This is a genomic window from Aquabacterium sp. CECT 9606, from assembly GCF_918741295.1.
GTDB lineage: Bacteria > Pseudomonadota > Gammaproteobacteria > Burkholderiales > Burkholderiaceae_C > Aquabacterium.
The window spans coordinates 357314-383861 of the sequence record NZ_CAKKNB010000001.1 but is presented as its reverse complement, the minus strand read 5'-3'; the positions used below and the strand labels follow the sequence as shown (position 1 = coordinate 383861).

22 protein-coding genes are annotated in these 26548 nt (G+C 59.6%); 5 read left to right on the top strand and 17 right to left on the bottom strand.

Annotation, left to right across the window (positions count from 1 at the left end):
• The first annotated feature begins 1 nt into the window (after position 1).
• Both LQ232_RS01755 and LQ232_RS01750 read left to right on the top strand, forming a co-directional pair.
• A complete protein-coding gene (locus LQ232_RS01755; RefSeq protein ID WP_230178178.1) occupies positions 2-898 on the top strand; it encodes a biotin--[acetyl-CoA-carboxylase] ligase in 897 nt (298 codons plus the stop codon).
• A gap of 6 nt (positions 899-904) precedes the next feature.
• Positions 905-1597: an SPOR domain-containing protein gene (locus LQ232_RS01750; RefSeq protein ID WP_230178176.1), complete on the top strand. Its 693-nt coding sequence runs from the start codon at positions 905-907 to the stop codon at positions 1595-1597.
• Here the strand turns inward: LQ232_RS01750 and LQ232_RS01745 are convergent.
• From LQ232_RS01745 to recA, 17 genes are all read right to left on the bottom strand, one after another.
• A complete protein-coding gene (locus tag LQ232_RS01745) occupies positions 1564-3435 on the bottom strand; it encodes a S8 family serine peptidase (RefSeq protein WP_230178166.1) in 1872 nt (623 codons plus the stop codon). The genes LQ232_RS01750 and LQ232_RS01745 overlap by 34 nt on opposite strands.
• Before the next feature lie 208 nt (positions 3436-3643).
• Entirely contained in the window at positions 3644-4642 is a 999-nt protein-coding gene (gene gap, locus LQ232_RS01740; RefSeq protein WP_230178164.1) for a type I glyceraldehyde-3-phosphate dehydrogenase, read from the bottom strand.
• A gap of 58 nt (positions 4643-4700) precedes the next feature.
• Entirely contained in the window at positions 4701-6749 is a 2049-nt protein-coding gene (gene tkt / locus LQ232_RS01735; protein ID WP_230178147.1) for a transketolase, read from the bottom strand.
• Positions 6750-6817: 68 nt separating this feature from the next.
• Positions 6818-8362 carry a glycosyltransferase gene (locus LQ232_RS01730; protein ID WP_230178145.1) on the bottom strand — a complete coding sequence of 515 codons (1545 nt, stop codon included), beginning with the start codon at positions 8360-8362 and terminating at the stop codon, positions 6818-6820.
• Entirely contained in the window at positions 8359-9492 is a 1134-nt protein-coding gene (locus LQ232_RS01725) for a Gfo/Idh/MocA family protein (RefSeq protein WP_230179698.1), read from the bottom strand. The genes LQ232_RS01730 and LQ232_RS01725 overlap by 4 nt, the downstream gene beginning before the upstream one ends.
• The gene (locus LQ232_RS01720) at positions 9449-11467 is read right to left on the bottom strand and encodes a hypothetical protein (RefSeq protein ID WP_230178143.1); all 2019 of its coding nucleotides are present in this window, start codon (positions 11465-11467) and stop codon (positions 9449-9451) included. The genes LQ232_RS01725 and LQ232_RS01720 overlap by 44 nt, the downstream gene beginning before the upstream one ends.
• A 6-nt stretch (positions 11468-11473) precedes the next feature.
• On the bottom strand, positions 11474-12619 hold the full coding sequence (locus LQ232_RS01715) for a glycosyltransferase family 2 protein (RefSeq protein WP_230178140.1): 1146 nt from the start codon (positions 12617-12619) through the stop codon (positions 11474-11476).
• Positions 12620-12676: 57 nt separating this feature from the next.
• Positions 12677-13153 (bottom strand): prepilin-type N-terminal cleavage/methylation domain-containing protein, encoded by a 477-nt coding sequence (locus LQ232_RS23555; protein ID WP_305878326.1) that lies wholly within the window; start codon positions 13151-13153, stop codon positions 12677-12679.
• Positions 13154-13384: 231 nt separating this feature from the next.
• Positions 13385-14200 (bottom strand): 3',5'-cyclic-nucleotide phosphodiesterase, encoded by an 816-nt coding sequence (locus LQ232_RS01705; RefSeq protein ID WP_230178138.1) that lies wholly within the window; start codon positions 14198-14200, stop codon positions 13385-13387.
• Positions 14201-14215: 15 nt separating this feature from the next.
• The gene (locus LQ232_RS01700) at positions 14216-14974 is read right to left on the bottom strand and encodes an FHA domain-containing protein (protein WP_230178136.1); all 759 of its coding nucleotides are present in this window, start codon (positions 14972-14974) and stop codon (positions 14216-14218) included.
• A gap of 35 nt (positions 14975-15009) precedes the next feature.
• Positions 15010-15810, bottom strand: coding sequence for a Stp1/IreP family PP2C-type Ser/Thr phosphatase (locus tag LQ232_RS01695; RefSeq protein WP_230178125.1), 801 nt, complete (start codon positions 15808-15810; stop codon positions 15010-15012).
• 26 nt (positions 15811-15836) lie between these two features.
• Positions 15837-17480 (bottom strand): serine/threonine-protein kinase, encoded by a 1644-nt coding sequence (locus LQ232_RS01690; protein ID WP_230178123.1) that lies wholly within the window; start codon positions 17478-17480, stop codon positions 15837-15839.
• Positions 17481-17504: 24 nt separating this feature from the next.
• Positions 17505-18194 (bottom strand): TerC family protein, encoded by a 690-nt coding sequence (locus tag LQ232_RS01685; RefSeq protein ID WP_230178121.1) that lies wholly within the window; start codon positions 18192-18194, stop codon positions 17505-17507.
• A 76-nt stretch (positions 18195-18270) separates the two neighbouring features.
• On the bottom strand, positions 18271-19164 hold the full coding sequence (gene sucD / locus LQ232_RS01680; protein ID WP_230178119.1) for a succinate--CoA ligase subunit alpha: 894 nt from the start codon (positions 19162-19164) through the stop codon (positions 18271-18273).
• Positions 19165-19194: 30 nt separating this feature from the next.
• On the bottom strand, positions 19195-20358 hold the full coding sequence (gene sucC, locus LQ232_RS01675; protein ID WP_230178117.1) for an ADP-forming succinate--CoA ligase subunit beta: 1164 nt from the start codon (positions 20356-20358) through the stop codon (positions 19195-19197).
• Between the two features lie 98 nt (positions 20359-20456).
• On the bottom strand, positions 20457-20930 hold the full coding sequence (gene recX, locus LQ232_RS01670; RefSeq protein WP_230178115.1) for a recombination regulator RecX: 474 nt from the start codon (positions 20928-20930) through the stop codon (positions 20457-20459).
• Positions 20931-20956: 26 nt separating this feature from the next.
• Positions 20957-22000 (bottom strand): recombinase RecA, encoded by a 1044-nt coding sequence (gene recA, locus LQ232_RS01665; RefSeq protein ID WP_230178104.1) that lies wholly within the window; start codon positions 21998-22000, stop codon positions 20957-20959.
• Between the two features lie 152 nt (positions 22001-22152).
• Between recA and LQ232_RS01660 the strand changes: the two genes are divergently transcribed.
• The 3 genes from LQ232_RS01660 (at position 22153) to metH (ending at position 26425) form a co-directional block, all read left to right on the top strand.
• Positions 22153-23262, top strand: a complete 1110-nt coding sequence (locus LQ232_RS01660) for a patatin-like phospholipase family protein (RefSeq protein WP_230178102.1) — start codon at positions 22153-22155, stop codon at positions 23260-23262.
• An 83-nt stretch (positions 23263-23345) separates the two neighbouring features.
• Positions 23346-23582 (top strand): YdcH family protein, encoded by a 237-nt coding sequence (locus LQ232_RS01655; RefSeq protein ID WP_230178100.1) that lies wholly within the window; start codon positions 23346-23348, stop codon positions 23580-23582.
• Between the two features lie 101 nt (positions 23583-23683).
• Positions 23684-26425 carry a methionine synthase gene (metH, locus tag LQ232_RS01650; protein ID WP_230179697.1) on the top strand — a complete coding sequence of 914 codons (2742 nt, stop codon included), beginning with the start codon at positions 23684-23686 and terminating at the stop codon, positions 26423-26425.
• Positions 26426-26548: the final 123 nt, after the last annotated feature.

The following is a 26548-nucleotide window of genomic DNA, read 5'->3' as shown; positions in this document are numbered from 1 at the left end:
CATGATCGACCTGAACACCGCCGCCGAGCAGATCTGGCTGGAGACCCAGGCCGATTGCCCGAACATCAGCATCGAAGTCCTGCCCGAAACCGACTCCACCAACACCCAGCTGCTGGCGCGTGGCCGTGCCGGCGACACCGCCCCCATGCTGCTGGCGGCCCACCGGCAAACCGCCGGGCGTGGTCGACACGGGCGGCATTGGGTGGCCCAGGCTGGCGACAGCCTCACCTTTTCCTTGGGGCTGGCACTTGACCTGGACCTTGTGCCCGGCGGTGGCAGCGCCCTCTCGCTGGCCGTGGGCCTGGCCATCGCCGAAGCGCTGGATGACGGTCTGGCGGGCTTGCAAGGCCCCACCCCGGCCCCCACCATCACGCTCAAATGGCCCAATGACCTGTGGTGGCAACAGCGCAAGCTGGGCGGCATCCTGATCGAGGCCACACCCGCGCCTGGCGTGTTGCCGGGTCAGCGGTGGGTGGTGATCGGGGTGGGCATCAACCTTCGCCCCCAGGGAGATCAGGCCACCGGCCTGGCACACGCCTGCCTGCAAGACCTGAGCGCCACCCCCTTGACCGCAGGGCAAGTGTGGGCCTGGACAGCGCCCAAGCTGCTGCGCGCCGTGCACCGCTTTGCGCTTGCAGGCTTCGCCCCTTTGCAAGCCGCCTATGCCCGGCGAGACGCCTTGGCCGGTCAGGATGTGGCCCTTTGGCAAGGCGCTGGCGGCCAAGGCAACGCACTGTTGCGTGGCGCCCCCACCGACACCGGCCGGGCCGATGGCGTGGACCAGCAAGGCGCCCTGCTCGTGCATACTGGCACCGGCTTGCAACGCTGGACCACTGGCGACGTGAGCGTGCGCCTGGCCGCTTCTTCCGCGCCATCCCCGACACTCCCCCCCGCCTGACTATCCATGCTGCGTTCCCTGGTCCTTGTGCTGTTGTTGGCCAACGCTGGTTTTTACGCCTGGAGCCATGGGTGGTTGAACAACGTCATCGGCATCCAGCCTGACGCGCAACGCGAACCACAGCGCCTGAAGCAGCAAGTGAACGCCGCCCAGTTGACCGTGGTGCCGGCCTCGTCCGCCGCACCGGCCAGCCAGGCCAGCAGTGCAGCGTCGACGCCCAGCACCGAAGCCTCCGCGGGCCGCACGATCTGCGTGGAGGCCGGGCCCTTCACCGCGGCCGAGCAACCGCAAGTTGAAGCCACCCTCAAGCCCATGCTGGAGCCCAACAGCTGGACCACCGACAACGTGGTCGTGCCTGGCGTGTGGCTGACCTACATGGGGCCCTACACCGATGCCGACATGCTCGCGCGCAAGCTCACCGAGCTGCGCCGCATCCGTGGGCTGAACTTCGAAGAAATCAAGGCGCCAGCCAATCTGGCCCCTGGCCTGTCACTGGGCCGCTACAACCGCCTGGAAGACGCCAATGCCGCGCTCAACACCTTGAAGCTGCGGGGCATCCGCACCGCCCGCGTCGTCGCCTTGCGCCCCGCCATGGAGGTGCAGGTGGTCCGCGTGGCCCAGGCCGACATCAACACCCAAGTGGCCTTGTCGGCGCTGAAGCTGCCTCAGGGCAAAAGCTTCGCGGCTTGCCGGCCTTGAGCGGGCGGGCGGCGCATGAAGACCGCCGCCAAGGCGGTCAAGCTGGCCAAGCCAAAGAGCTCGCTCCAATCCAGTGAACCGCCACCACCGCCTCCACCCGAAGACTGGGTGGCCGAAACGCGGCTGGGCGTGAAGTAGGAAACCGAGGCAATTGGCGCAGCCGCGGCCACCAAAGGCGCGTTGGCCGCCCAGACGACGGCATCATAGGCATTCAAGATGCCGTTGCCGCAGGTCGCCGTGGTGCAATTGCAATTGCCCTGCGCGTTGTTGCCAGCCACACACGCGGCCAGCCCTGTGGATGGGAAGGGGCGCGCATTTAATTTGATGCCCGCGATCAATTGCTGGACCGTCAAATTGGGGTTCACCGCCAGCATCATGGCCGCCACGCCAACCGCTTGGGGTGCCGCGAAGCTGGTGCCCGCCTTTGCAGCCATGATGTAGCCAGACGAAGTGAGATCAGGCGACGTCAAGCCACTGTTCGACAAGGTGTAGATGCCAGCGTCACCATCATTGAGGTAAGTCGCGTCATCGACATCACCCGATGCCACGGCCACGCCATCGCTGATCATGTTGGCATAGTTGGCCTTGTAGCCCTTTTGATTCAAACCCGTCACCGCCAGCACATCGGCGCAATTGGCAGGCATCGAGGGCACCGCCTCACCCCGGTTATTCAGGCCATTGCCTGCCGCGGCCACCACCAGCACCCCATTGTTCTTCAGGGTCGCGATCGTGGGGATGTAGATGGACGCTGCACCGCCCGCACCGGCTGTGCAAGCCTGGTCACTCGCGCCGAAACTCAGGTTGATCACTTTGGCGGGATGCGCTGGCAGCGGCGGCGCACCTTGGTATGACACGCCAGCCGCCCACAGCATCCCCTCGATGATGCTGCTGACCTCCGCCCCGCACTTGCCCCCGACCCGCACCGGCAAGAGCATCTCGGGCCCACCATTGGGGCCGCTGAGTTGAGCCAGCATGCCGGCCCCGTAGATGCCATTGTTGGTCTTGGCCACGAGCATCCCCGAAATGGCCAGGCCATGCCAGGTGCTGTCCTCCAGGGCGCAAGGCGATGCCGGTATGTCGAAAACCTCAGGGTGCTGGGTTTTATCGGTCTGGTTCACCCAATCACCGGTGTCCGTGGGGTCGCCGTCCACCCCGCCGCCATCGGTCGATGTCAGCACGCGATCAACAAAGTCGTAGCCCGGCAGAAGGCGGCTGCTGCCAGAGCTGATCAGGTCGGGGTGCGGCAAGATGCCCGTGTCCAACACCGCCACCACCACCGGCGCCAAGGTGCGGCCTTGCAAGTAAGTCCAAGCGGCGGGAAAGTCAGCCACCCCTTGCGTGGACGAGGTCGGTGATTTCAGCCAGACCTGCCCCGGCCCGCTGACCGGGGCGGCCTGGTTGCCCATCAAATAGGCCAGGCTGGTGTTGCCCGTGGCGTCTCCAGCCACATACCCAGGATCAGTGACGGTCAGCGAGTGCTTCCTGACAATCTCATTGACCACCACCCATTCGACGTCGGGGTCCGCGCGCAAGCGCTGCGCCTGCGCATTGGCATCATCCCAAGAAGTGGCATGCCCGGCGTGGATGACGTTCGCGGCAAAAGCCGTGGGGCGCTGAACCAGGTAGGACACTCGCTTGCGCCGCGCCGCATCGGCGATGCGTTGGCGCTGACGGGGTGCGCCGTCACTGGGCACAGCCGAGGCCTTCAAGCGGACCACCGATTGGGGCTTGGTGTCCTTGAGCTTGACGATCAAGCCCAGGGCCATGCGCGGCGGCGGCACCGGTGACACCTCTGCGGCCACCGCCATGTCACTGCCGCCCAGAACCAGCATCGCCATCAAGGCCCAGGAAGAAAGATGCCCGCGGGCGTGGCCTTGCCAATTCACTACGCACTACTCCAAGAAAGCAAAGAGCGCTGATTATGAAATAGCGGGCCTCCACGATGTGCAAGCAATACCCGCCCCGACACATTTGGGCACACAAAGAAATGGCGCGACCATGAAAAAAGCCCCCGAAGGGGCTTTGCAGACAGATCGAGGACCAAGCTTACTTGGCGATGACGCGGGCCATCTCGATGACCTTGTTCGAATAGCCCCATTCATTGTCATACCAAGACACGACCTTCACGAAGGTCTTGTCCAGGGCGATGCCGGCTTCAGCGTCGAACACCGAGGTGCAAGGCTCGCCACGGAAGTCGGTGGCCACCACCTTGTCTTCGGTGTAGCCCAACACGCCCTTCAGAGCGCCTTGCGACTGGGCCTTCATTTCGGCGCAGATCTCTTCGTACGTGGCGTCCTTGTTCAGCTCGACGGTCAGGTCGACCACCGACACGTCGGACGTGGGCACGCGGAAGGCCATGCCGGTCAGCTTCTTGTTCAGCTCGGGGATCACCACGCCCACGGCCTTGGCGGCGCCAGTGCTGGAGGGAATGATGTTTTCCAGGATGCCGCGGCCGCCGCGCCAGTCCTTGTTCGAGGGGCCGTCCACGGTCTTTTGCGTGGCGGTGGCGGCGTGCACGGTGGTCATCAGGCCACGCTTGATGCCCCACTTGTCGTTCAGCACCTTGGCGATCGGGGCCAGGCAGTTGGTGGTGCACGAGGCGTTCGAGATGATGGCTTCGCCCTTGTAGCTCAGGTGGTTCACACCGTAGACGAACATCGGGGTGTCGTCCTTCGATGGGGCCGACAGGATGACCTTCTTGGCGCCGGCCTTCAGGTGGGCTTCGGCGGTTTCCTTGGTCAGGAACAGGCCGGTGGATTCGACGACGATGTCGGCGCCGACTTCGTCCCACTTCAGTTCGGCCGGGTTCTTCACCGCAGTCAGGCGGATGGGCTTGCCGTTGACGACCAAGGTGTTGCCATCGACCGAGACTTCGCCCTTGAAGCGGCCATGCACCGAGTCGTACTTGAGCATGTAAGCCAGGTAGTCGGGCTCCAGCAGGTCATTGATGCCGACGATTTCAACGTCGTTGAAGTTCTGAACGGCGGCACGGAACACCATGCGTCCGATGCGGCCGAAGCCGTTGATGCCAATCTTGATAGCCATGATGGTGAGTCCTCAGAGAGATTTAAACAAAGACTGAAAATCGATCAATAAGTTCAGTTCAACGACGGCGGCCCAAGGCCACCTTCACGGTGTCGACCACGTTTTGCGTGGTGAAACCAAAATGCTTGAACAGCACGCCTGCAGGAGCCGATTCACCGAAGGTGTCCAAGCCCACCACGGCCGCGCAGCCGTATTTCCACCAGCCATCGGTCACACCAGCTTCGACCGCGATGCGCGGCAGGTGGGCGGGCAGCACGCTCTGCTTGTAAGCCAGGCTTTGACGGTCAAACACCGTGGTCGAGGGCATGGACACGACGCGCACCGCGATGCCTTCGATGGCCAGCTGCGTTTGCGCGTGCAGGGCAAGTTGCACTTCCGAACCGGTGGCGATGATCACGGCTTGCGGCTTTTTCTTCAACCCCACTTCTGAGGGTTCTGCCAAAACATAGCCGCCTTGCGTGATGACATCCGCATCCGTCTTGGGGGCATATGGCAGGTTTTGGCGCGACAGCAGCAGCGCCGAGGGGCGGTGTTTGTTGGCCAGGGCCATGGTCCAGGCCACGGCCGTTTCAGTCGTGTCGGCCGGGCGCCAAACGTCCAGGCCGGGGATCAAACGCAGGCTGGCAGCGTGCTCCACCGATTGGTGGGTCGGGCCGTCTTCGCCCAGGCCGATCGAATCGTGCGTGAACACGTGCACCACGCGCAGCTTCATCAGCGCGGCCATGCGGATGGCGTTGCGGCTGTAGTCGCTGAAGGTCAGGAAGGTGCCACCGTAGGGAATGTAGCCGCCGTGCAGGGCCACGCCATTCATGATGGCGGCCATGCCGAACTCTCGCACACCGTAGTTGATGTGGCGGCCGATCTGGCCGGTTTCGGTGGTGACCACCTTGCCATCGGCATCGACGCGGAAGGCGGGCGTGCTCTTGGTGTTGGTCAGGTTCGAGCCGGTCAGGTCGGCGCTGCCGCCCAGCATTTCAGGCAAGGCCGCGGTGAAGAACTCCAGCGCGATCTGGCTGGCCTTGCGGCTGGCCACGGTCTCGGCCTTGTCGTGCGCGGCGGCCACGGACTCGACCGCGATTTCGGCGAAGTTCTCGGGCAGGTCGCCGGCCATGCGGCGGGTGAACTCGGCGGCCAACTCGGGGAAAGCGGACTGGTAGGCGGCGAAGCGCTCGTCCCACTCGGCGACCAGCTTCTCGCCTTCGGCTTTGGCATCCCAATCGGCGTAGGCGGTGGTGGGCACCACGAAAGGCTCGTGCAGCCAGCCGATGGTGTCGCGGGTGAGCTTGATCTCGTCGGCGCCTAAGGGTTCGCCATGGGCCTTGGACGTGTTCGCGCGGTTGGGCGAGCCCTTGCCGATGTGCGTCTTGCACACGACCAGGGTGGGCTTGTCCTGGCTCAGCTTGGCTTTGACAATGGCTTCGTCGACCGCGTCCACGTCGTGGCCATCCACCGGGCCGATCACATTCCAGCCACAGGCCTCGAAACGCTTGGGCGTGTTGTCGATGAACCAGGGCGCCACCTGGCCGTCGATCGAGATGCCGTTGTCGTCGTACAGGGCGATCAGCTTGTTCAGCTTCCATGCGCCGGCCAGGGCCACGGCCTCGTGGCTGATGCCTTCCATCAGGCAACCGTCGCCCAGGAAGGCATAGGTGTGGTGGTCCACGATGGTGTGGCCGCCTTGGTTGAACTCGGTGGCCAGCAGCTTCTCGGCCAGGGCCATGCCCACGGCGTTGGTGATGCCCTGGCCCAGGGGGCCGGTGGTGGTTTCAATGCCAGGCGTGACGCCGACTTCCGGGTGCCCCGGGGTCTTGCTGTGCATCTGGCGGAAGTTTTTCAGCTCGTCCAGCGGCAGGTCGTAGCCGGTGAGGTGCAACAGCGCGTAAATCAGCATCGACGCGTGGCCGTTGGACAACACGAAGCGGTCGCGGTCGGCCCATTGGGGTTGCGTGGGGTTGTGGCGCAGGTGACGGCCCCACAAGGCCACCGCCATGTCGGCCATGCCCATCGGGGCGCCAGGGTGGCCGGAGTTGGCTTGCTGGACGGCGTCCATCGCAAGGGCACGGATGGCGTTGGCCATGGCGGTGGGGGACTTGGGGGTGATGGACATGGGTGGGCAAGGTTGGTGGGGATGGGTACGGAGAGTGAGATTTTAGCTGGGTCGCACGAGTTGGCCACTCAGCTCACTGCCGCATAGAGTTCGATGTATTCCGCAACGCAGCGGTCCCATGACCACTGCAGGGACAAGTTCTTCGCAGAGGATCGCCCTTGGACAAGCCTCTGCGGATTGCCTACCAACGCCTCAACTGCAAAGCGAAGCGCCACCTCCGGGCAGGTTTGGTGGCGAAGCTCCACCTGGAATACACATGTCGGATCAGTGGTGGGGAAAGCCGCCGCCACCTCGGCGCTGACCAGGACTGGCGTGCCGCAAGCCATGGCCTCCTGGATGACCAACGGAAACCCTTCTCCGGTGCTAGGCAATACTAATAAATCGGCTTGCTGAAAGTATGGCACCAACAAATCAGATCGGAGATTTTCGAGTACCGTAACATGCGCCGGAAGGCCTCCTGGCCAAGCAAGAGGTGATAAAGGCCCCCACCCGATGAAAATCCACTCAGTGCGGGGCACTGTAATGCAATATTTTATTAAATCGATACCTTTTTTCTCAACAAATCGGCCCACATATAAGATCTTGATCTTCCGATCGACCAAAATCGGCTCACGCTCAATATTGAAATAAATATGGTGGTTCACGCCGTTCGACACAAGACATGGCGGACGTCGAAATTTAACAAAAGTTTTAAAATACTCCAACACAGGCCTCCCCACAAAGACCACCTGATCAGCATAGATTAAAGCCATTTTTCCAATTGTTTTATTGAGACCACCAATCAAGAAACTGGCCAAGGGGGACTTGAAATTTATTGCCCCAATGTGCTGCGTCAACACCAACGGCTTCCCCTGCATAGCGGCAAATACCATCGCCATCAAAGAAGGCATATAGAGAAAATCATGCACATGCACCAAGTCCGCACGACGCATGCGTTTCCATAGGCGCCAGACGCTGCCCGCGCTCCAGATGGGCAGTGGCATGCCCAATCGCTTTTCCAAGAAATCGATAGAGGCAGCTTGGTCGACCTCGACCCCTTCCGCAAAATCACCAGGAAATTCGGCGGGGTAACCTCCTGCCATCCATTGGATAGTCAGGCCTGATTGACTCAAGCCATCCACAAGCTTTCCAGCCACTACCTCTATGCCTCCCCCATGTGCCGGGAAAAAGGCGCTGACCATCAAGACGGAGCGCACAGGCCTTCGGGCCGTCGTCGAATGAGTGAATGTCAAATTGGCGTGGCCTGAGAAATTCATGACTGCAAGAACGGCGGAAACAGCCAAACTCGCCCACAAATAGTTCAGCTTGAAAATATCAACCAAAATCCACATGGACGTCAAATTAATCAGCAGACTAAACGCCATGACGAAATAATATCTAAACAACTCCCGACCTTGGAAGTCTGCCTCCAGCCTGAATGCAAACACCTTATTTATTCTATAGCTGAAAAAATTTAACAAGACAAAAGCGATCACACAAGACTGGAGGTATGGAATACTCCAATAATCCACCAAAATCTTCAAAGTCACCAAATTCAACGCCACAAAGACAATGCCCACACAAGCAAAACGCCAGAACCGGGCATCGGTCAAACGGGCCAACAAAGCTTTCATGCTTGAGCGGGAGAATCGCGGCCCGGATCAATGGCCTCAATGATCGCTAATTGCATTTTTAAAACTGCCAATGCGTCCTCTCCGGATACATCTTTAGCTTCATGCCCGTTGTCAATGGCGGCTGCGAACCGTTGAAAAATGGTTTGGTTACCGTACAGCAAGCGGCCAGCGAAGTGCAACGGCCCGTTTATAAAATGTTGAAACCAGTGCATGGCTGTGGCACGCCAGGATGTGCGCAAAACTGTGGATGCCAAATGCAAACCGTCATTGGGCAATTTCAGATAAATATCGCGAAACACATCAACCATACCCACCGCTTTGTCGCCCAGCACAGCCACATGCCATTCACTCAATGGGGCCTCAAACCGGCAACTCACGGTCACCGGGATTTCTTTTCCATTGACTTCGGTTCGGAAGGATGCGTCAACGCTCGCGGGTGTATTTTTCCCGGATGTACTGGGACAGCTGTCAACATTGACCAAGCGCAAGGGACCGGGAGCTAGGCGTCTAACGAGGTAGAGTAAATGGGGGCTTTCATCAAAAAACAAACCTCCGGGCAAATCCTCGTACCACACAGGCAATCGCCTGAGTGGATTGCCCCACTGGAAAGCCACTACCGAACGCACGGTGCCGATTTCATCATTTTCCAAATCACGAATCAAACGCTGGGTAGAAGATGCAAATTGAAAATTATGCACGATGGCCAAGCGCTTGCCAGCCAATTTAGCCAACTCAACCAATTCCTCCCCCTCCAGAGCCGTCATGGTAAAGGGCTTCTCGGTGATCACATGTTTGCCCGCAAGCAAGGCATCCTTGATCAATGCATAATGCGCCATGGGAGCGGTGACCACGTCAATGGCATCTGCTTTCGAAAGCCAATCAATCTCTGCAATGGACGAAGCGCCACAATGCTGGCGAATGCCCAATTTGCGCGCCCAACGAGCCGCCAATGCGGCATCTCGATCTGCCAGACCTATGATTTCGAAACGTGGATTTCGAAGCAAAGCAGGTATGTGGCGATGGGTACTGACCCACCCAAGACCTACCAGACCGATTCTGATTTTTTGCATTTTAATAACTTGTAATTCATTGCGCCCCGGCAGCACAAAAGGCTTCGACCCGATGATCACCGACAGCAAGCGACATTGAATACCGCCCAATGAATCGATTATAACGCCATACCCACAGCGCCTGATCCTGACGCCGCCAAATTACCACCATGTCGCTGTTGATGTAAGATTTCCTATACCCTATAGAAACCACCTCAAGAACCGAGCGCTCTCCCAATAAATTACGTCTGCACATACGCTCTATATTTTCATACTCAAGGCCTACCTGCTTTTGTTCGCGCACCTCAATCGCCTCAGGCTGCTCAAGGTAACTCACGGCACAGGTCAGCAAACCTTGATCATGTAATTCAGTGTGATCGCTGTCCAGCAGCTCTGCGACCCCTTTTTCCAATACCTCGCCAACACCGCTTGAAGCATCCTTAATCGACAGCACCTGACAGTCTTCCCCGGTAACGGTCAAACCATAGCTTGACAATAGCCTAGCCTGCTTAAGCACCGCTTGCCCCATGGATGCCGGACCTAGGCCCGAAGAATGCAGCACCAAAGGGGAAAGCGTTCGGACCTGAGGCATGCGTCTTTTCACCATGACATCAACTTTCGAACGAGTTGGGCCCTCATGAGGTATTGTTTTTTGCCCCACCAAGTTGATGAACCCACTGCCCTTCGGAAAATAATCGATCAAGGAAGCGAATGTCTGATTGCTCAATGACAAATACAAGGCAGGCTCTTTGGGCCATTGGCTGCCAGGTTGCGGCTGCACGTCGATCCACTTCGCGCGCCAAGGACCAGGGTTCCAGCGCAAATCAGCGCTAACGACGTCCATGGTGATTTGCACCCCAAAAATTAAGAGCAGGGCATAGGCTTTCCATCTACGATGGCTGCTGATGTTTACAACTAACACGACGACAGCGACACCAATCAGCAAAAGCATTGGCACGGCGTATCGTCCATTGGCGCTGGAGCGCAGCCATAACCCGTAAGAGCCCAGCACCACCAGACACAGGAAGCCCTCCAAAGACCCCAGTAAGCCCCGCAACGCAGCGCAAGGAAAGGCCAGCGTCACGCGAATTTTTTTTCCGATTAAAATCAGCCCCAGCAAGAAAAAAGCCATTATTCTGACATCAGGCTCCCGCACTTCGGCATAAGCCATGATATCACCGCGAACAATACTAAACGGAAATACCAGATATTCAATAAATCCTTCCGGCTTGAATCTGAAGTTCATTAAAATTTGAAATGAGAACCATGGTGAGTGGAAAATATTGTTAAATAACGGAAAATAAGGATTACCAAAATTTCGCCATAAAGCAAGGCCCCACCAACCATAAGTCAAGATGAAGCCGCCGAATAAGCACCCGCCAAATATCAGGCCGGCCAGCGCACCTTGGCGAACTCCTTTCAAGGTCCAAAAGGCAAGGACCAAGCCGAGGCCCACAGGGGCAGCCATGTAAAGGGCGGTTAATTTAAGCCCAATGCCCGCACCCAATGCAGCACCTGCGACAGCCGCTGACTTCAGTCTCTTGTGCTCAATCGACGCCAGTCCCGCAAGAACGCCGATGAGGCACGGAATGGATACCACCACATCCACAAAACTGGTGCCAACCTCTGATAAAAATATGGGGGCCAGTGCAGCCAATAAGACGGCAAGTTCTCTCAAAGCTCCTCTTTCTCGCCCAGTATTGCGCAAAAGCTTCTCAGCTATTTTTTGCAGAACCGAAAGGTTCAAGGCATTCATCCCTGTGAGTGCTGCGTTAATCGCGATGCTGTGCCATCCAGAATGCACCATGAGATAGAAGGGTACATGCAGCAGAGGATTCAAATGACTTTGAACGCTGGCTGCCAGAAAATCCTGATCGAATCGGTCGTCAAAAAAAGATCGCCCCACGTAGAGGTGATAATTCAACAAATCCCAGCTCAGGTCCTTTCCCAAGGACAGAGAAATCAGAAATAACCCGATCCAATAAATCAAAAACCATTGAATCGATTTTGGCCAATTCAAACGACCATACAACTCACTAGCGTGGCCCGCATGCATCTCCGATTATTTCTTCTTGGTTGAGATGATAAAAGCAACGGCCATGGAGAACATCATGGTCTGAAGCCCCCCCAAACCCACCATGACGGCTGGAACGGCCATGCGCATTGCGACGGATGGATTAATTGCAGCGTAGTGGCTGGCATGCCAATATGAAAGCGACTTGCTCGCCAGCAGCAATGCCACAATAACGCCCCCTGCACCGACCATCAGGCCCCACTCCAAGCGGAATTTTGCTTCAATGAATGATGTTAATTTTCCAGGGGGCCACAGATCAAATTTCACCCCCGCCAACTGCATGAGTAGACCGACAAAGATCAATTGGATGCCAGCCACAGCAGCAGCAGCCGAGAAAAGCAATGAATGAATATCAAAAACGACCGACCCAAAGGCTTGGGGCCCAGTTGACAGCGTGATTGAAGCAAGCAAACTTACACCAAATAACATTGAGCCTGGCATCACAAAGAGGATCTGAGGTGAATGCAGAAGCATGTATATGAGGTGTCGCCAACCATCCGTCCAGGTTTTTAAATGAGGTGGGCGATCACGCCCATCCCGTCGGAGCACCGTGGGCACCTCGGTTACTTTCAAATTTGATAAAACCGCGCGGATGATGATTTCGCTGGCGAACTCCATTCCGGTTGTTTTTAAATTCAAATCCAAGATGCTTTTCTTGTCAAAACCGCGCAACCCACAATGAAAATCACCAATGGACGCATTGAACAAACGCCGACCAATGAACGACAAAACGGGATTGCCCAAATACCGGTGCAAAAAAGGCATGGCACCTTTTTCTATGCCTCCCTTGAATCGGTTACCGACCACCAGCGAAGCCCCCGACCTGAGTTCTGCTAGGAAAGTCTCCAAGCGAGAAAAATCATAACTCTCGTCGGAGTCACCAAAGATCACATACTTGCCCCGAGCAGAAGCAATGCCAGATTTGAGCGCAGCGCCATAACCCCTCTCAGAAACGTGCACGACCCTGGCACCCAGATCCTCTGCCATCTGGACGGAGCCGTCGGTCGAGCCATTGTCAGCAATGAGAACCTCACCTGCCAAAGCATGCGTTTCTAAAAAAATCTGAGCTTCGCTGATGCAACGGGGCAATGTGCGCGCTTCGTTCAAGCACGGCATCAATATGGTCAACTCCATGGCTTCTCCTTAAGCAAAAGGGGCCTCACGGCCCCTTTTGCTGCATCCATGAATGGATTAATAGCCAGTCTTGGCCTTAGTGCAGTTTGTGCCTGACGTCACATAATTCCAATTGATATTGGTGGACGTCACAGTGCCGGTTGCGGTCACCGTGCACGAGCCAAGCTTGGCACTGCCGACAACCGTGAAGACTGCAGTACCGCCCACACCGCCTGTGCCAGCCGTGAATGTGCCGCGACCCAGCGTGATTTCGCCAGCCGCGGCAGACGTTGGCATCGTGAAGGCGCTGCCCAATTCCGCATTGCTGTCGCACTGAGTTGGATCACCGCTGGAGTTCTGAATGCACAAGGCAGTTTCGGTCTTGGTCGATTCCAGTGAGGTCACGCCATCCTGGTATTTTGCGCGGGTAATGTAGTCTTGGTATTGGGGAATGGCAATGGCTGCCAAAATACCAATAATTGCCACCACAATCATCAATTCAATCAGGGTGAAACCCTTTTGAACATTCATTTGCACTCGTTGAATCGTCTTCATGGTCAATCTCCTTGGGCTCAGCCCGCTGCGAAAATTTAGTCACTGCTGGCCCAGCTTGCCTGGGCGTGAGTTCTATTACGCAGTTGCCATGCCAATCGAGATCCATGGAAATGCTGTGACTTTTACCGCGTTTACCCCTAATCACAGTCTTTGCAGCAACTTATTTAGTCACATTACCGCCAGTAGCAAAGCCCTGTTTGGTCACCTAGCCAGAACCAGTGACAAAAATGGTCACCCTTCGACTGGGGCATTGAAACGCTGCCCTTCACGCAAAGGCTCAATCCGATGCCTGCTCTCCAACGCCCTGATCTGGGCCAGCACCGCCGGCACCTCACCCGGTTTGGGATGAGTGATATACACACTCACCTCGCCATCCAGCTGAGTCAACTCATGCGCCAAGCTCTGCGGCGACAAATGCCCACTGATGCTCGCCAAATGCGCTTCCTCGTTGCCAAAGGCGGTCTCAATCACCAATTGGGCGATGCGACGTCCCTCCAACGCTTTCCAAAGTGCCGGATTAGGCCCCGTGTCGCCACTGAAAACCCACCAGCCTTGAGGCGTCTCCAATCCAAATCCCACCCCGGGTACCGTGTGCGCAGCAGGCAGCACGTGAACACGTCGATCAGCCCCCAGGCCGCCTTTGGCAGGAAATGTCAGCTGCTCACCCACCGCAAAGGGATGAAACACCAGGATGGGATAGGCCGCGCTGGGCAGACGGGTGAAATCAGGCCAGATCACACCATTGAAAATGTGCGTCCGAAGGGCTTCCAAAGTCTCCGGCAAAGCGTGAACATGGATAGGCCGAAGCTCACTCAATCCACCCGGCCCCTGCCGCAAGCGAATCACACTGTCCGCCAGCAATGGGATGCTCAGCACATGATCCAGATGACTGTGGCTGATCAGAATGTGGTCAATGCGGGCCAACTCATCCAGCCGCATTTCACCCACACCACTGCCGGCATCGATCAGGATGTCGTCATCCAGCAAGAAAGCCGTGGTGTGGCAGCGCGCCGCGATGGACCCTGAACAACCCAGGACGCGGATCATCGGGGCGCCCCGGCCTCAGCCTTGCACGAATTGCATCTGGGTGCCCGCCAACTCGATCACGTCGCCGCTCTTGAGGTGAACCGGCTCGCCACCCACGGGTGCGCCATTGACGGTCGGACGGGCCGAGCCTTCGACGTGGGCGAACACATAACCGCCAGGCCGCTTGGTGAGCGAGGCCACCTGCACGCCGGGCTTGCCCACGGTCGTCACCACTTTGCTCAGGGCCACTTCACGGCCCGCGGCTGCGCCATTGAGCACCTTGATCAAGGCGGGCGCTTGAGGGGGCAAACCACCGAAACTGGTGTTGGAAAGCGGAGAAGTGCCAGAAGAGGTGAACAAGCCGCCGGGCGCCGTCAATGGCCCCTGCGCTGCACGCTCGGCTACGGTCGTGGGCGACAGGGTCGATGCCGCGGGCGCCGAGTTGCCCATGTTGCTGAACCCGCCACTACCGGGTCGCATGATCATGGTCTTTTCGTAGTCGTTGCCCTCTTCGGCCAGGAACTTGATCTTGTACTTGCCGATTTCAACGGTGTCGTTGTGCTGCAGCAGTTGCTTCTTGACCGCCTTGCCGTTGATGTAGGTGCCGTTGGTGCTGTTGAGGTCTTCGATGAACACATCGGTGCCCACCAGTTGCATCACCGCATGCTCGCCGCTCACCGCCAGGTTGTCGATGACGATGTCGTTGTACGGGCGGCGGCCCAGGGAGGTCTTGTCCTTGGTGATCTGGACCTCCTTGATGACCACGCCGTCTAGCGAGACGACCAGTTTTCCCATGCGGAACCTCTCGGATTGGATCTACTAATTAGTGTTCAAGATGCGCCCCCCAGGCGCTTGAAGGGCCACCAGGACTTGGGCTGAGGTTCGGCCACACCTTGTGCCCGAACCAGGACAACAGCGATATTATCCCGGCCACCCACATCGTTGGCGGCAGAAATAAGGGCCGAACCCATGTCTGGCAAATTAGTTTGACTGTTCATGACCTGTGCAATGTGCGCATCGGTCAGCATGTCAGACAAACCGTCCGAACACATCAGGAAAATATCCCCGGATTGGACTTCGTGCAGGTGGGTTTCCATCAAAACGAGGTCTTCCACGCCCAAAGCGCGCGTGACCAGGTTCTTGTTGGAAGAAAAAGCCGCTTGCTCGGGCGTGATGATGCCGGCATCAATCTGCTCTTGCAGCAGGGAATGGTCTTTGGTGATTTGCTGCAGCACGCCGTTGCGCAAGCGGTAGGCACGCGAATCCCCGATGTGCCCGACCAAAGCGCGTCCTGACCGGAAAACCGAGACAACCAAAGTGGTGCCCATGCCGGCATAAGTCGGGTTGGAGTTGGCGGCGTTGAAGATGGCGCGGTTGGCGTTGTCGACGCAAATGTCCATGGCGCGCTTGACGTCGCCGTCGCTCGCACCGGGCGCGGCTTCGGTCAGCCAGCGCCCCAGTTCGGCCTTGATGAAATCGCAGGCCATGCCGCTGGCGACTTCGCCCGCGTTGTAGCCGCCCATGCCGTCGGCCAGCACGGCCACGGTGCAGGACTCGTCGATGGCGATCGAATCTTCATTGTTCGTTCGCACACGGCCGGTGTCGGTCTGACTGAAAAACTCAAACTCCATGGTGCAATTGTCGCTTGATTTGTTACTCAGCCCAGTTCGATGTCAACGTTGGATGTGGACCACACGGCTTGCGCCACGGCCCTCAGATCCTCGGCCATTTGTTGGCCATTGGCATAGCGGGTGTTTGGATGCTTTTGTAGCGCCAACGCGACGATGTCGCCCAAGGGACGGGGCAAATCATCACGCAGATCACAGACATTGGGCACTTCTTCCTGGGCAATCGCTCGCATCAACTGGGCCATGGAGTCGTTGCGGTAAGGCAGGTAGCCGGTTAACAGCTGGAAGAGGCTGACACCCAGTGAGTACAGGTCGGTGCGGCCATCCAGCGTTTGGCCAGACAACTGCTCGGGCGACATGAACGTGGGCGTGCCCAGCACAACGCCCGTGCGTGTCCGCGCTGCGTCGGCCACGCGTGCCACGCCGAAGTCCATCACTTTGACACTGCCCGAGGCCAGGTCCACCATGATGTTGGCGGGCTTGATGTCGCGGTGGGTGACGCCGCGCGTGTGGGCGTAGGCCAGGGCGTCGGCCACGCGGGCCATGATGGGCAGCAGTTGTGCCAACGGCAGCAATTTGGTGGGATGTGCGTATTGGCTCAGGTCCACGCCTTCAACCAGTTCCATGGCGATGAAGGCCAAGCCATCGGTTTCACCCGCGCCAATGATGCTGACGATGTCGGGATGGTCCAGGCGGCCGGCCATTTCAGCTTCGCGCAGGAACCGAGCGCGGGCATCGGCCAGCTCGTCGCCCTGGAATTCACGCGCCAGGGCCATGGTTTTCAGGGCGACTTTGTGGTCCTTGACCGGGTCGTAGCCCAGGTAGACCGCGCCCATGGCGCCCCGACCGATCTCTTTTTCGACCACGTATTTGCCGAGTTGGCGCTTGCTTTCCTCGGGCATGGGCCGCGACGGCACGGTGCCCCAGGTGTTGCTGGCCGCCGCCTGGGCCAGGCCCCGGGCTCGCATCAAACGCAATTTGACCTGACGCCACTCAGGGTCGATGTCGGCCATGTGCTCGTAGACGTCCCGGGCACTGTGGTAACGCTGGTCGCGCTCAAAAGCCAGCGCGATGCCTTCCAGGGTTTCAAGACAGGCCTCGCGCTGCCCAGGTTCCGGGCGAAACGCCTTGAGCGAGTTCCAGGCCTGGTCGGCCGGGCCTTCTTTCAAGGCATTGAGCGCGTGCGCGACGCGCTGCATGCCTTCGGCGGGCTCCGGCGCGTTTGCCGCATTCTGGCGAACCGCAGGCGGTGGCTTGGCCAGCGTGTCCGCCGCACTGCGCTGCCAGGTCTGCGGGCGGGTGGTTTGTGAAAAATCCGGCGTACCCATCTGAGACGGCAAGGCGGAATCAAAGTCAGAGGGCGGCAGACTGTCTTCGGCCGAATGGAGGTAAGACAGCACTGTTTCTGGGCCCGCGTCCGCCCCAGCCTTCAAGCGGATGCGGGCAATGGCCTTTTCGCGCTCGGCTTCGGTGAGCATGGACGAGCGGCGGCGCGGCCGTGTGTTCGCGCCCGATCGGCTGTGCCTTCCACCTTGCTGGGTGCTGGGCCCGAAGGTGGAGCGAGCAGAGGAGTTACGGCGGTTCTGGCGCAACAGCCAAACCACCAGTGCCGCAGCCACCACCAGCAAAATCAGGATCAACAAAGGCGCGATCAGGTTGATGTCAGGTGTCATGCTGGGCTTGGACCTCGGGCTGGGTCAGCTTTTTTTTCTGGACAACAAGGTGCCCAACCCCAGCACCAGCAGGGCACCCGCCACGCCCGCGGCATAGCGGTTCATGTCGGTGTCGAGCGCGTAGGCCTTGAGGGCGGGATCGCCAATGGCCAGGGTGCCGGCAATCCAGCCCAACAGCATGCCGCCCACGGTGATGATGAGGGGAAACCGGTCCATGAGTTTGAGCACCAAGGTACTGCCCCACACAATGATGGGAATGCTGACCAGCAAGCCAAAAATCACCAGCGGCATCTGATGCCCTTCGTGGCCCGCGCCCTGGGCTGCACCCGCGATGCCGATGACGTTGTCGACGCTCATGACAAAGTCTGCCACGATGATCGTTTTGATGGCCCCCAACAATTTGTCACTGGCCTGAATGTTGTCATGACCGTCATCATCGGGCATGAGTAGTTTCACGCCAATCCACAGCAACAGGGCCGCCCCGACCAGTTTGAGGTAGGGCAAGGCCAGCAGGGACATTGCGAAAAAGATCAGGATCACGCGCAGGACGATGGCACCAGCGGTGCCCCACAAGATGCCTTTGCGGCGCAATTCCGTGGGAAGGTTGCGGCAAGCCAGGGCAATGACCACGGCGTTGTCCCCCCCCAGCAAAATGTCGATCATCACGATCTGGCCCACGGCAAGCCAGAATTCGGGCGTCAGGAATGCTTCCATGTCTTTCTACCAATGAAATCAGCCCCGAGTGTAGGGGCTGATGCTGGGTGAGAAAGCACGAACAACCGGCGCTGGATCACAACAGGTTCTTGAGCAGCTTGGCCATTTCAGATGGGTTGCGGGTGACGGTGAAGCCGCACTCTTCCATGATGGCCAGCTTGGCATCGGCCGTGTCCGCGCCACCACTGATGAGCGCGCCCGCATGCCCCATGCGCTTGCCAGCCGGCGCGGTCACGCCAGCAATGAAGCCCACAATGGGCTTTTTCATGTTGGCTTTGCACCAGCGCGCGGCCTCGGCCTCGTCAGGCCCCCCGATTTCGCCAATCATGATGACGGCGTCGGTGTCCGGGTCGTCGTTGAACAGGCGCATGACGTCGATGTGCTTGAGACCGTTGATGGGGTCGCCCCCAATGCCCACCGCGCTGGATTGGCCGAGGCCCAGCTCGGTCAACTGTGCAACCGCTTCATAGGTGAGCGTGCCAGAGCGGCTGACCACGCCGATGCGGCCTTTGCGGTGGATGTGGCCGGGCATGATGCCGATCTTGATTTCTTCAGGCGTGATCAAACCGGGGCAGTTGGGGCCCAGCAGCAATGTCTTCTTGCCACCGGCGGCTTCCTTGGCCTTCATCTTGTTCCGCACTTCCAGCATGTCCCGCACAGGGATGCCTTCGGTGATGCAGATGGCCAGGTCCAGGTCGGCTTCGACCGCTTCCCAGATGGCAGCGGCGGCGCCAGGTGGCGGCACGTAGATGACCGAGACGGTGGCGCCGGTGGCGGCCTTGGCGTCTTTCACCGTGGCGTGGATGGGGATGCCTTCGAAATCTTCGCCGGCCTTCTTGGGGTTGACGCCCGCCACGAAGCAATTCTTGCCATTGGCGTAGTCACGGCAACCACGGGTGTGGAACTGGCCGGTCTTGCCGGTGATGCCTTGCGTGATGACTTTGGTGTCTTTGTTGATCAAGATGCTCATGTCGGGATCCTTGTCGTCATCAATGGCGTGTCATTTGGCAACGGCGGCCACGGCAGCCTGGGCGGCATCGGCCATGGTATCGACACTGATGATGGGCAAACCGGAGTCGGCCAGCATCTTCTTGCCCAGGTCTTCGTTGGTGCCCTTCATGCGGACGACCAACGGCACTTTCAGGTTCACGGCCTTGCAGGCGGCGATCACACCATCGGCGATGGTGTCGCACTTCATGATGCCGCCGAAGATGTTGACCAGGATGCCCTTGACCTCGGGGTTCTTGAGCATGATCTTGAAGGCCTCGGTGACCTTCTCTGCGGTGGCGCCACCGCCGACGTCGAGGAAGTTGGCCGGCTCGCCGCCGAACAGCTTGATCGTGTCCATGGTGGCCATGGCCAGACCGGCGCCGTTGACCAGGCAGCCGATGTTGCCATCGAGCTGAATGTAGGCCAGATCGAACTTGGAGGCTTCGATTTCGGCGGGGTCTTCTTCATCCAGGTCGCGGTAGGCCACGATTTCAGGGTGGCGAAAGAGCGCGTTGCTGTCGAAGTTGAACTTGGCATCAAGGGCAATGATGTTGCCCTTGCTGTCCCGGTTCAGCGGGTTGATCTCGACCAAGGAGGCGTCGGTCTCCATGTAGCACCGGTACAGCTTCTTGAACACATCGACAGCCTGGGCGGTGGAATCGGCTGGCAAGCCGATGCGGTCGGCAATGGCCTTGGCCTGCTCATCGCCCAAGCCCGTGAGCGGGTCGATGAGCTCGGTGATGATCTTGTCGGGGGTGTCGTGGGCCACTTGCTCGATGTCCATGCCACCTTCGCTGGAGGCGATGAAGGCGACCTTCTGGCTGCCGCGGTCGGTCACCAGCGAGACGTAGTATTCCTTTTGGATGTCAGCGCCATCTTCGATGTAGAGGCGGTTGACCTTCTGGCCATTGGGACCGGTTTGGTGCGTCTTGAGCTGCATGCCCAGGATGTCGCCAGCCAGACGCCGGACATCGTCGATGGACTTGGCCACCTTCACGCCGCCGCCCTTGCCACGGCCGCCCGCGTGGATCTGGGCCTTGACGACCCAGACGGGGCCGCCCAGCTTTTCAGCGGCGGCCACCGCTTCGTCCACCGAGAAAGCCGGAATGCCTTTGGGCACCGGCACGCCAAAGCGGCTCAGGATCTCTTTGCCTTGGTACTCATGAATCTTCATGGACTGACTCGCAGGATGGTTGCGTGGGGCGCAGCAGACCTACAAACAAAGCGTACTGCGGCGCAGCATTCAGAATAGCACCACCTTTTGCCCGACGCTCAAGCTTCGTTCGCGTCTTCCGTGTCAGAAGACCCACGCACGACCCGGCGGATGACATCCCCCGAGAAGCCTCGCCCCGCCAAAAAACGCATTTGCTTGGCACGCTCTTGTGGCGTCTCGGCCACCTGACCGTAGCGGCGCTGCCACAACGCCTGCGCCCGCTGCAATTCCGTGTCTTTCAAAGCGGACAGGGCCGAACGCACGGCATCGTCGGGCAATTGATGCCCGACCAATTCACCCCGGATACGGGCGGTGCCATAGCGTGCAGCCTTGCGGTGAACCACCGATTCGACGAAACGCTCAGCTGACAGCCAACCTCGAGCCTCCAGGTCGTCCAGCACACGGTTGATCTCGGTGGGATCTTCGGCATGGGGTGCCAATTTGCGCACCAGTTCGACGCGCGAATGCTCACGCGCCGACAGGTATTTCAGTGCCCTGCCCTTGAGGGACAGGGTGGATCCGCGCGTGGCCACCGTGGACCTTGGCCAGCAAGCCTGGCTTATTCAGCGGCTGCGGCCGGTGCCTGCAAGGCCACACCCAGCGATTCACGGATCTTGTTTTCGATCTCGTGCGCCAAGGCGGGGTTCTCGCGCAGGAATTCGCGGGAGTTGTCCTTGCCTTGGCCAATCTTCTCGCCTTGGTAGGCGTACCAGGCGCCGGATTTGTCGACGATCTTGGCGACCACGCCCAAATCAATGACCTCGCCTTCGCGGCTGATGCCTTCGCCATACAGGATGTCGAATTCAGCGGTTTTGAACGGGGGCGCTACCTTGTTCTTCACGACCTTGACCCGGGTTTCGCTGCCGATGATCTCTTCGCCCTTCTTGATGGAACCGATGCGGCGGATGTCGAGGCGCACCGAGGCGTAGAACTTCAGGGCATTGCCGCCCGTGGTGGTTTCAGGGCTGCCGAACATCACGCCGATCTTCATGCGGATCTGGTTGATGAAGATAACCATGCAGTTGGTCTTCTTGATGGTGGCGGTGAGCTTGCGCAGGGCCTGGCTCATCAAGCGGGCCTGCAGGCCGGGCAGGGAATCGCCCATTTCGCCCTCCAACTCGGCCTTGGGTGTGAGCGCGGCCACCGAGTCGACGATGATCAGGTCAACCGAGCCGGACCTCACCAAGGCGTCGACGATTTCAAGGGCCTGCTCGCCGGTGTCGGGCTGCGAGATCAACAAATCTTGCAGATTGACGCCCAGCTTTTGCGCGTATTGGGCATCCAGGGCGTGTTCAGCGTCGATGAAGGCGCAGACGCCGCCCTGCTTTTGCATTTCAGCGGCAACCTGCAGGGTCAGCGTGGTCTTGCCCGAGGATTCCGGGCCATAGATCTCGACCACGCGGCCACGGGGCAGGCCGCCGACGCCCAGGGCGATGTCCAGGCCCAGCGAACCGGTGGAGACGACCTGGATGTCGTCGATCACTTCGCCTTCGCCCAGGCGCATGATCGAGCCTTTGCCGAACTGCTTTTCAATTTGAGCGAGCGCCACTTGCAGGGCTTTGGCTTTTTCGGTGCTCAGGGCGGACTTCGCGGTGGCTTCCATTCAGGTGTCTCCGATGGCTGGAATTGATGAATTGCCGCCATTATGACAAAAGCTGGATGGATGTACAGTATTTCAACCAGGTATTTGTCACCCACTGAAGAGGGAGCTTCAAAATCAATGCTGCACTGCAGCATTACAAGCTAGACTGGGTCATGACCATTCCCAGCAAAAAACGCAAAGCCCTTTCCTCCGCCGCCCTGAATCCGTCGCCCAGGCCGCGCGTGGACCTGGCGCTGCAAGGCGGCGGCTCGCATGGCGCCTTCACCTGGGGGGTGCTCGACCGGCTGCTGGACGAGGATGGTCTGGACTTTTCAGGCATATCCGGCACCAGCGCGGGGGCGCTCAATGGCGCGGTGATGCTCACAGGGTATGTAGAAGGCCACGCCAAAGGCGGCGTGGCTGCGGCCCGCCCCCAGGCGCAAAAGGCCTTGGCCGCTTTCTGGGCCGATGTGAGCCAGCATGGGCCCATCTTTTCGCCCATGACGCTGCAGTCCAACGGCTCACTCAAACCCGCCTTCAACCTGGACCAGATCCCCGGCTACCAGTGGATGAACATGTTCATGCAGACCTTCAGTCCGTATGAGATCAACCCCCTGAACCTGAACCCTCTGCGCGACGTGGTGCAACGCCACGTGACCATCGAATCGGTGCACGAAGGCTGCCAGCATGGCACCCAGTTGTTCGTGACCGCCACCTCGGTGCGCACCGGCCAGGCGCGCGTCTTCACCGAAGAAGAATTGACGCTGGACGCCTTGATGGCTTCGGCCTGCCTGCCGGTGGTGTTCCAGGCAGTCGAGATCGATGGCGAGCCCTATTGGGATGGCGGCTATACCGGCAACCCTGCGCTCTACCCGCTGATCTACAACACTGACACCTCGGACATTTTGCTGATCAAAATCAATCCGCTGGAACGCCTGGATAAGCCCACGCGCAGCATGGACATCCTCGATAGGCTGAGTGAGATCACCTTCAACGCCAGCCTGATCGGTGAGATGCGGGCCATTGCCTTCGTGAAAAAGCTGCTCAGGGAAGACAAGATCGACCCAGGGCGCTACAAGGACCTGCACATGCACATGGTGGCCGACGACGAGAACCTGGCACCGTTCAACGCGTCCAGCAAGTCCAACACCGACCGCGTTTTCCTGCAGACGCTGCATGACATGGGCCATGCTGCCGCTGACCGCTGGCTGGCCGCCCACCGCGATGACATCGGGCACAGAAGCTCGCTGGACATCGAAAAAACCTTCCTGGGCCTGGGTTGATTTACCGCAAGACGCCTGAAGCAGGCACCCTCGAAAATCATTTGCCCAGCAGCGCTGCTGAGTTCAACCAAGAAGGAGCACGAATGATTCAAGAACACCATCCGCTGGTCAAGGATTTCCCGGAGTGCCGGGACAAGATCCACGCGCTGAAGACGTCCAGCGCCCACTTTGCGCGGCTGGAGCGTGAATACGAGGACCTGGACAAGGCCATCGTCCGGCTGGAAACCGGCATCGAGCATGGCTCGTCTGCCGAACTGGAACAAAAGAAAGTGCTGCGCGTGACCCTCAAGGATGAGTTGTACGCCTTGTTGAAAGCGTGACATCTGCGCCGCCTCGTAAAATGGCGGCCATGACTCAGCCTGCATTCCCCACCCACTCATCGCCTGCGGGCGCCCTGCCGCCCTCCGCTCCCGTGGCGCCGATGCGCCTGTCAGGGCTGGAACCCGTGCTGATCGGGCCAGGCTCGCTGTTCGTCAACGTGGGCGAACGCACGAACGTGACCGGTTCCAAGGCTTTTGCCCGGATGATCCTGAACGGCCAGTTTGAAGAAGCCCTGGCGGTCGCGCGCCAGCAGGTGGAAAACGGCGCCCAGGTCATCGACATCAACATGGACGAGGCCATGCTGGACAGCAAGACGGCCATGGTCCGCTTCCTGAACCTGATCGCCTCCGAGCCCGAGATCTCGCGCGTGCCCATCATGGTCGACTCGTCCAAGTGGGATGTGATCGAGGCCGGCTTGAAGTGCATCCAGGGCAAGGGCATCGTCAACTCGATCTCGATGAAGGAAGGGGAGGCCGAGTTCCGCCGCCAGGCCGGGTTGGTCAAGCGCTATGGCGCGGCCGCCGTGGTGATGGCGTTCGATGAGAAAGGCCAGGCCGACACCTTCGCGCGCAAGATCGAGATCTGCGAACGCGCTTACCGCATCCTGGTGGACGAGGTGGGCTTCCCGCCGGAAGACATCGTCTTCGACCCGAACATCTTCGCGATCGCCACCGGCATTGAAGAGCACGACAACTACGCGGTCGATTTCATCAACGCCACGCGTTGGATCAAAGAGAACCTGCCGGGCGCCAAGATCAGCGGCGGCGTGTCGAATGTGAGCTTCAGCTTCCGCGGCAACGACCCGATGCGCGAGGCGATCCACACCGTGTTCCTGTACCACGCGATCCAGGCGGGCATGGACATGGGCATCGTCAACGCCGGCATGGTGGGCGTGTACGACGCGCTCGACCCCGTGCTGCGCGAGCGCGTGGAAGACGTGGTGCTGAACCGCCAGCCGGTCTACAAGGACGGCGAGCCGCACCTGACGCCCAGCGAGCGCTTGATCGAGATCGCCGACAGCGCCAAGGGCGCCGCCAAGGACGACAGCGCCAAGCTGGCCTGGCGCGGCACGCCCGAGCAGCCGGTGTCCGTTGAAACGCGCCTGAGCCACGCTTTGGTCAACGGCATCACCGACTTCATCACGCAAGACACCGAAGAGTGCTGGCAGAAGATCCGCGCCACCGGCGGGCGCCCGCTGCACGTGATCGAAGGCCCGCTGATGGCCGGCATGAACACGGTCGGTGACCTGTTCGGCGCGGGCAAGATGTTCCTGCCGCAGGTGGTGAAATCCGCCCGCGTGATGAAGCAGGCCGTGGCCCACTTGCTGCCCTACATCGAAGAAGAGAAAAAGCTGCTGATCGAAGGCGGCGGTGATGCCAAGGCCAAAGGCAAGATCGTGATCGCCACCGTGAAGGGCGACGTGCACGACATCGGCAAGAACATCGTGACCGTGGTCTTGCAGTGCAACAACTTCGAAGTGGTCAACATGGGCGTGATGGTGCCTTGCGTTGATATTTTGAAGATGGCCAAGGAGACCGGCGCCGACATCATCGGCCTGTCAGGCCTGATCACGCCCAGCCTGGAAGAGATGCAATACGTGGCCGGCGAGATGGAGCGTGACGAGTATTTCCGCTCGCGCCAGACGCCGCTGCTGATCGGCGGCGCCACCTGCTCGCGCGTGCACACCGCCGTGAAGATCGCGCCTAATTTCAGTGGGCCGGTGGTGTACGTGCCCGATGCTTCGCGCGCCGTGGGCGTGTGCTCTGAACTGCTGAGCGACGAGCGCCAGGCCGATTACATCGCCGAGCTGAACGCCGACTATGAGCGTGTTCGCGTGCAGCACGCCAACAAGAAGACCACGCCGATGGTGACGCTGGCTCAAGCCCGCGCCAACAAGACGCCGATGGACTGGACCACGTACACGCCCGCCGTGCCCAAGATCACGGGCCGCCGCTTGTTCAAGAACCAGGACCTGGCCGAGCTGGTGCCGTACATCGACTGGGGCCCCTTCTTCCAGACCTGGGATCTGGCCGGCCCCTATCCCGCCATCCTGGATGACGCGGTCGTGGGCGTAGAAGCCCGCAAGGTGCTCGCTGACGCGCAAGCCCTGCTCAAGAAGATCGTGGAAGGCCGTTGGCTGACCGCCCATGGCGTGATCGCCCTGTACCCCGCCAACACGGTAGACGACGACACCATCGAAATCTACCGCGACGAGTCGCGCACCGAGGTGTTGATGACCTGGTCGCCGCTGCGCATGCAGTCCGAGCGCCCGGTGGTCGATGGCGTGAAGCGCGCTAATCGCAGCCTGGCCGACTTCGTGGCACCCAAAGGCACCAAGCCCGATTACATCGGCCTGTTCGCCGTGACGGCCGGCCTGGGCATCGAGAAGAAAGACGCCGAGTTCCTGGCCAAGCACGACGACTACTCGTCGATCATGCTGAAGGCTTTGGCCGACCGCCTGGCCGAAGCCTTCGCCGAGCGGATGCACGAACGTGTGCGCAAGGAGTTCTGGGGCTACGCGGCCGACGAACAACTCAGCAACGCCGATCTGATCGGCGAGAAGTACAAGGGCATCCGCCCCGCGCCCGGTTACCCCGCTTGCCCTGACCACACCGTCAAGGGCGAGATGTTCCGCGTGCTGCAGGCCGACGAGGTCAACATGGCCTTGACCGAAAGCCTGGCCATGACCCCAGCGGCCAGCGTGAGCGGTTTCTATTTGGCGCATCCCGAGTCCACTTACTTCAACGTGGGCAAGATTGGCCACGACCAACTGGAGAAATGGGCCGAGAAAACCGGCCTTTCCCAACGCGACGCCGAGCGGGCTTTGTCACCCAACTTGTGAGCTATTGACGCTTTCGGGCTTTGAACAAGCCTGGCGTATCGCCCCCTTACAACTGAGGCATCTTGCATCCCCTGCGGTGAAGGCTGCATGGCACCTTGCGAACTCGTTTCAGAGATTGTCGAT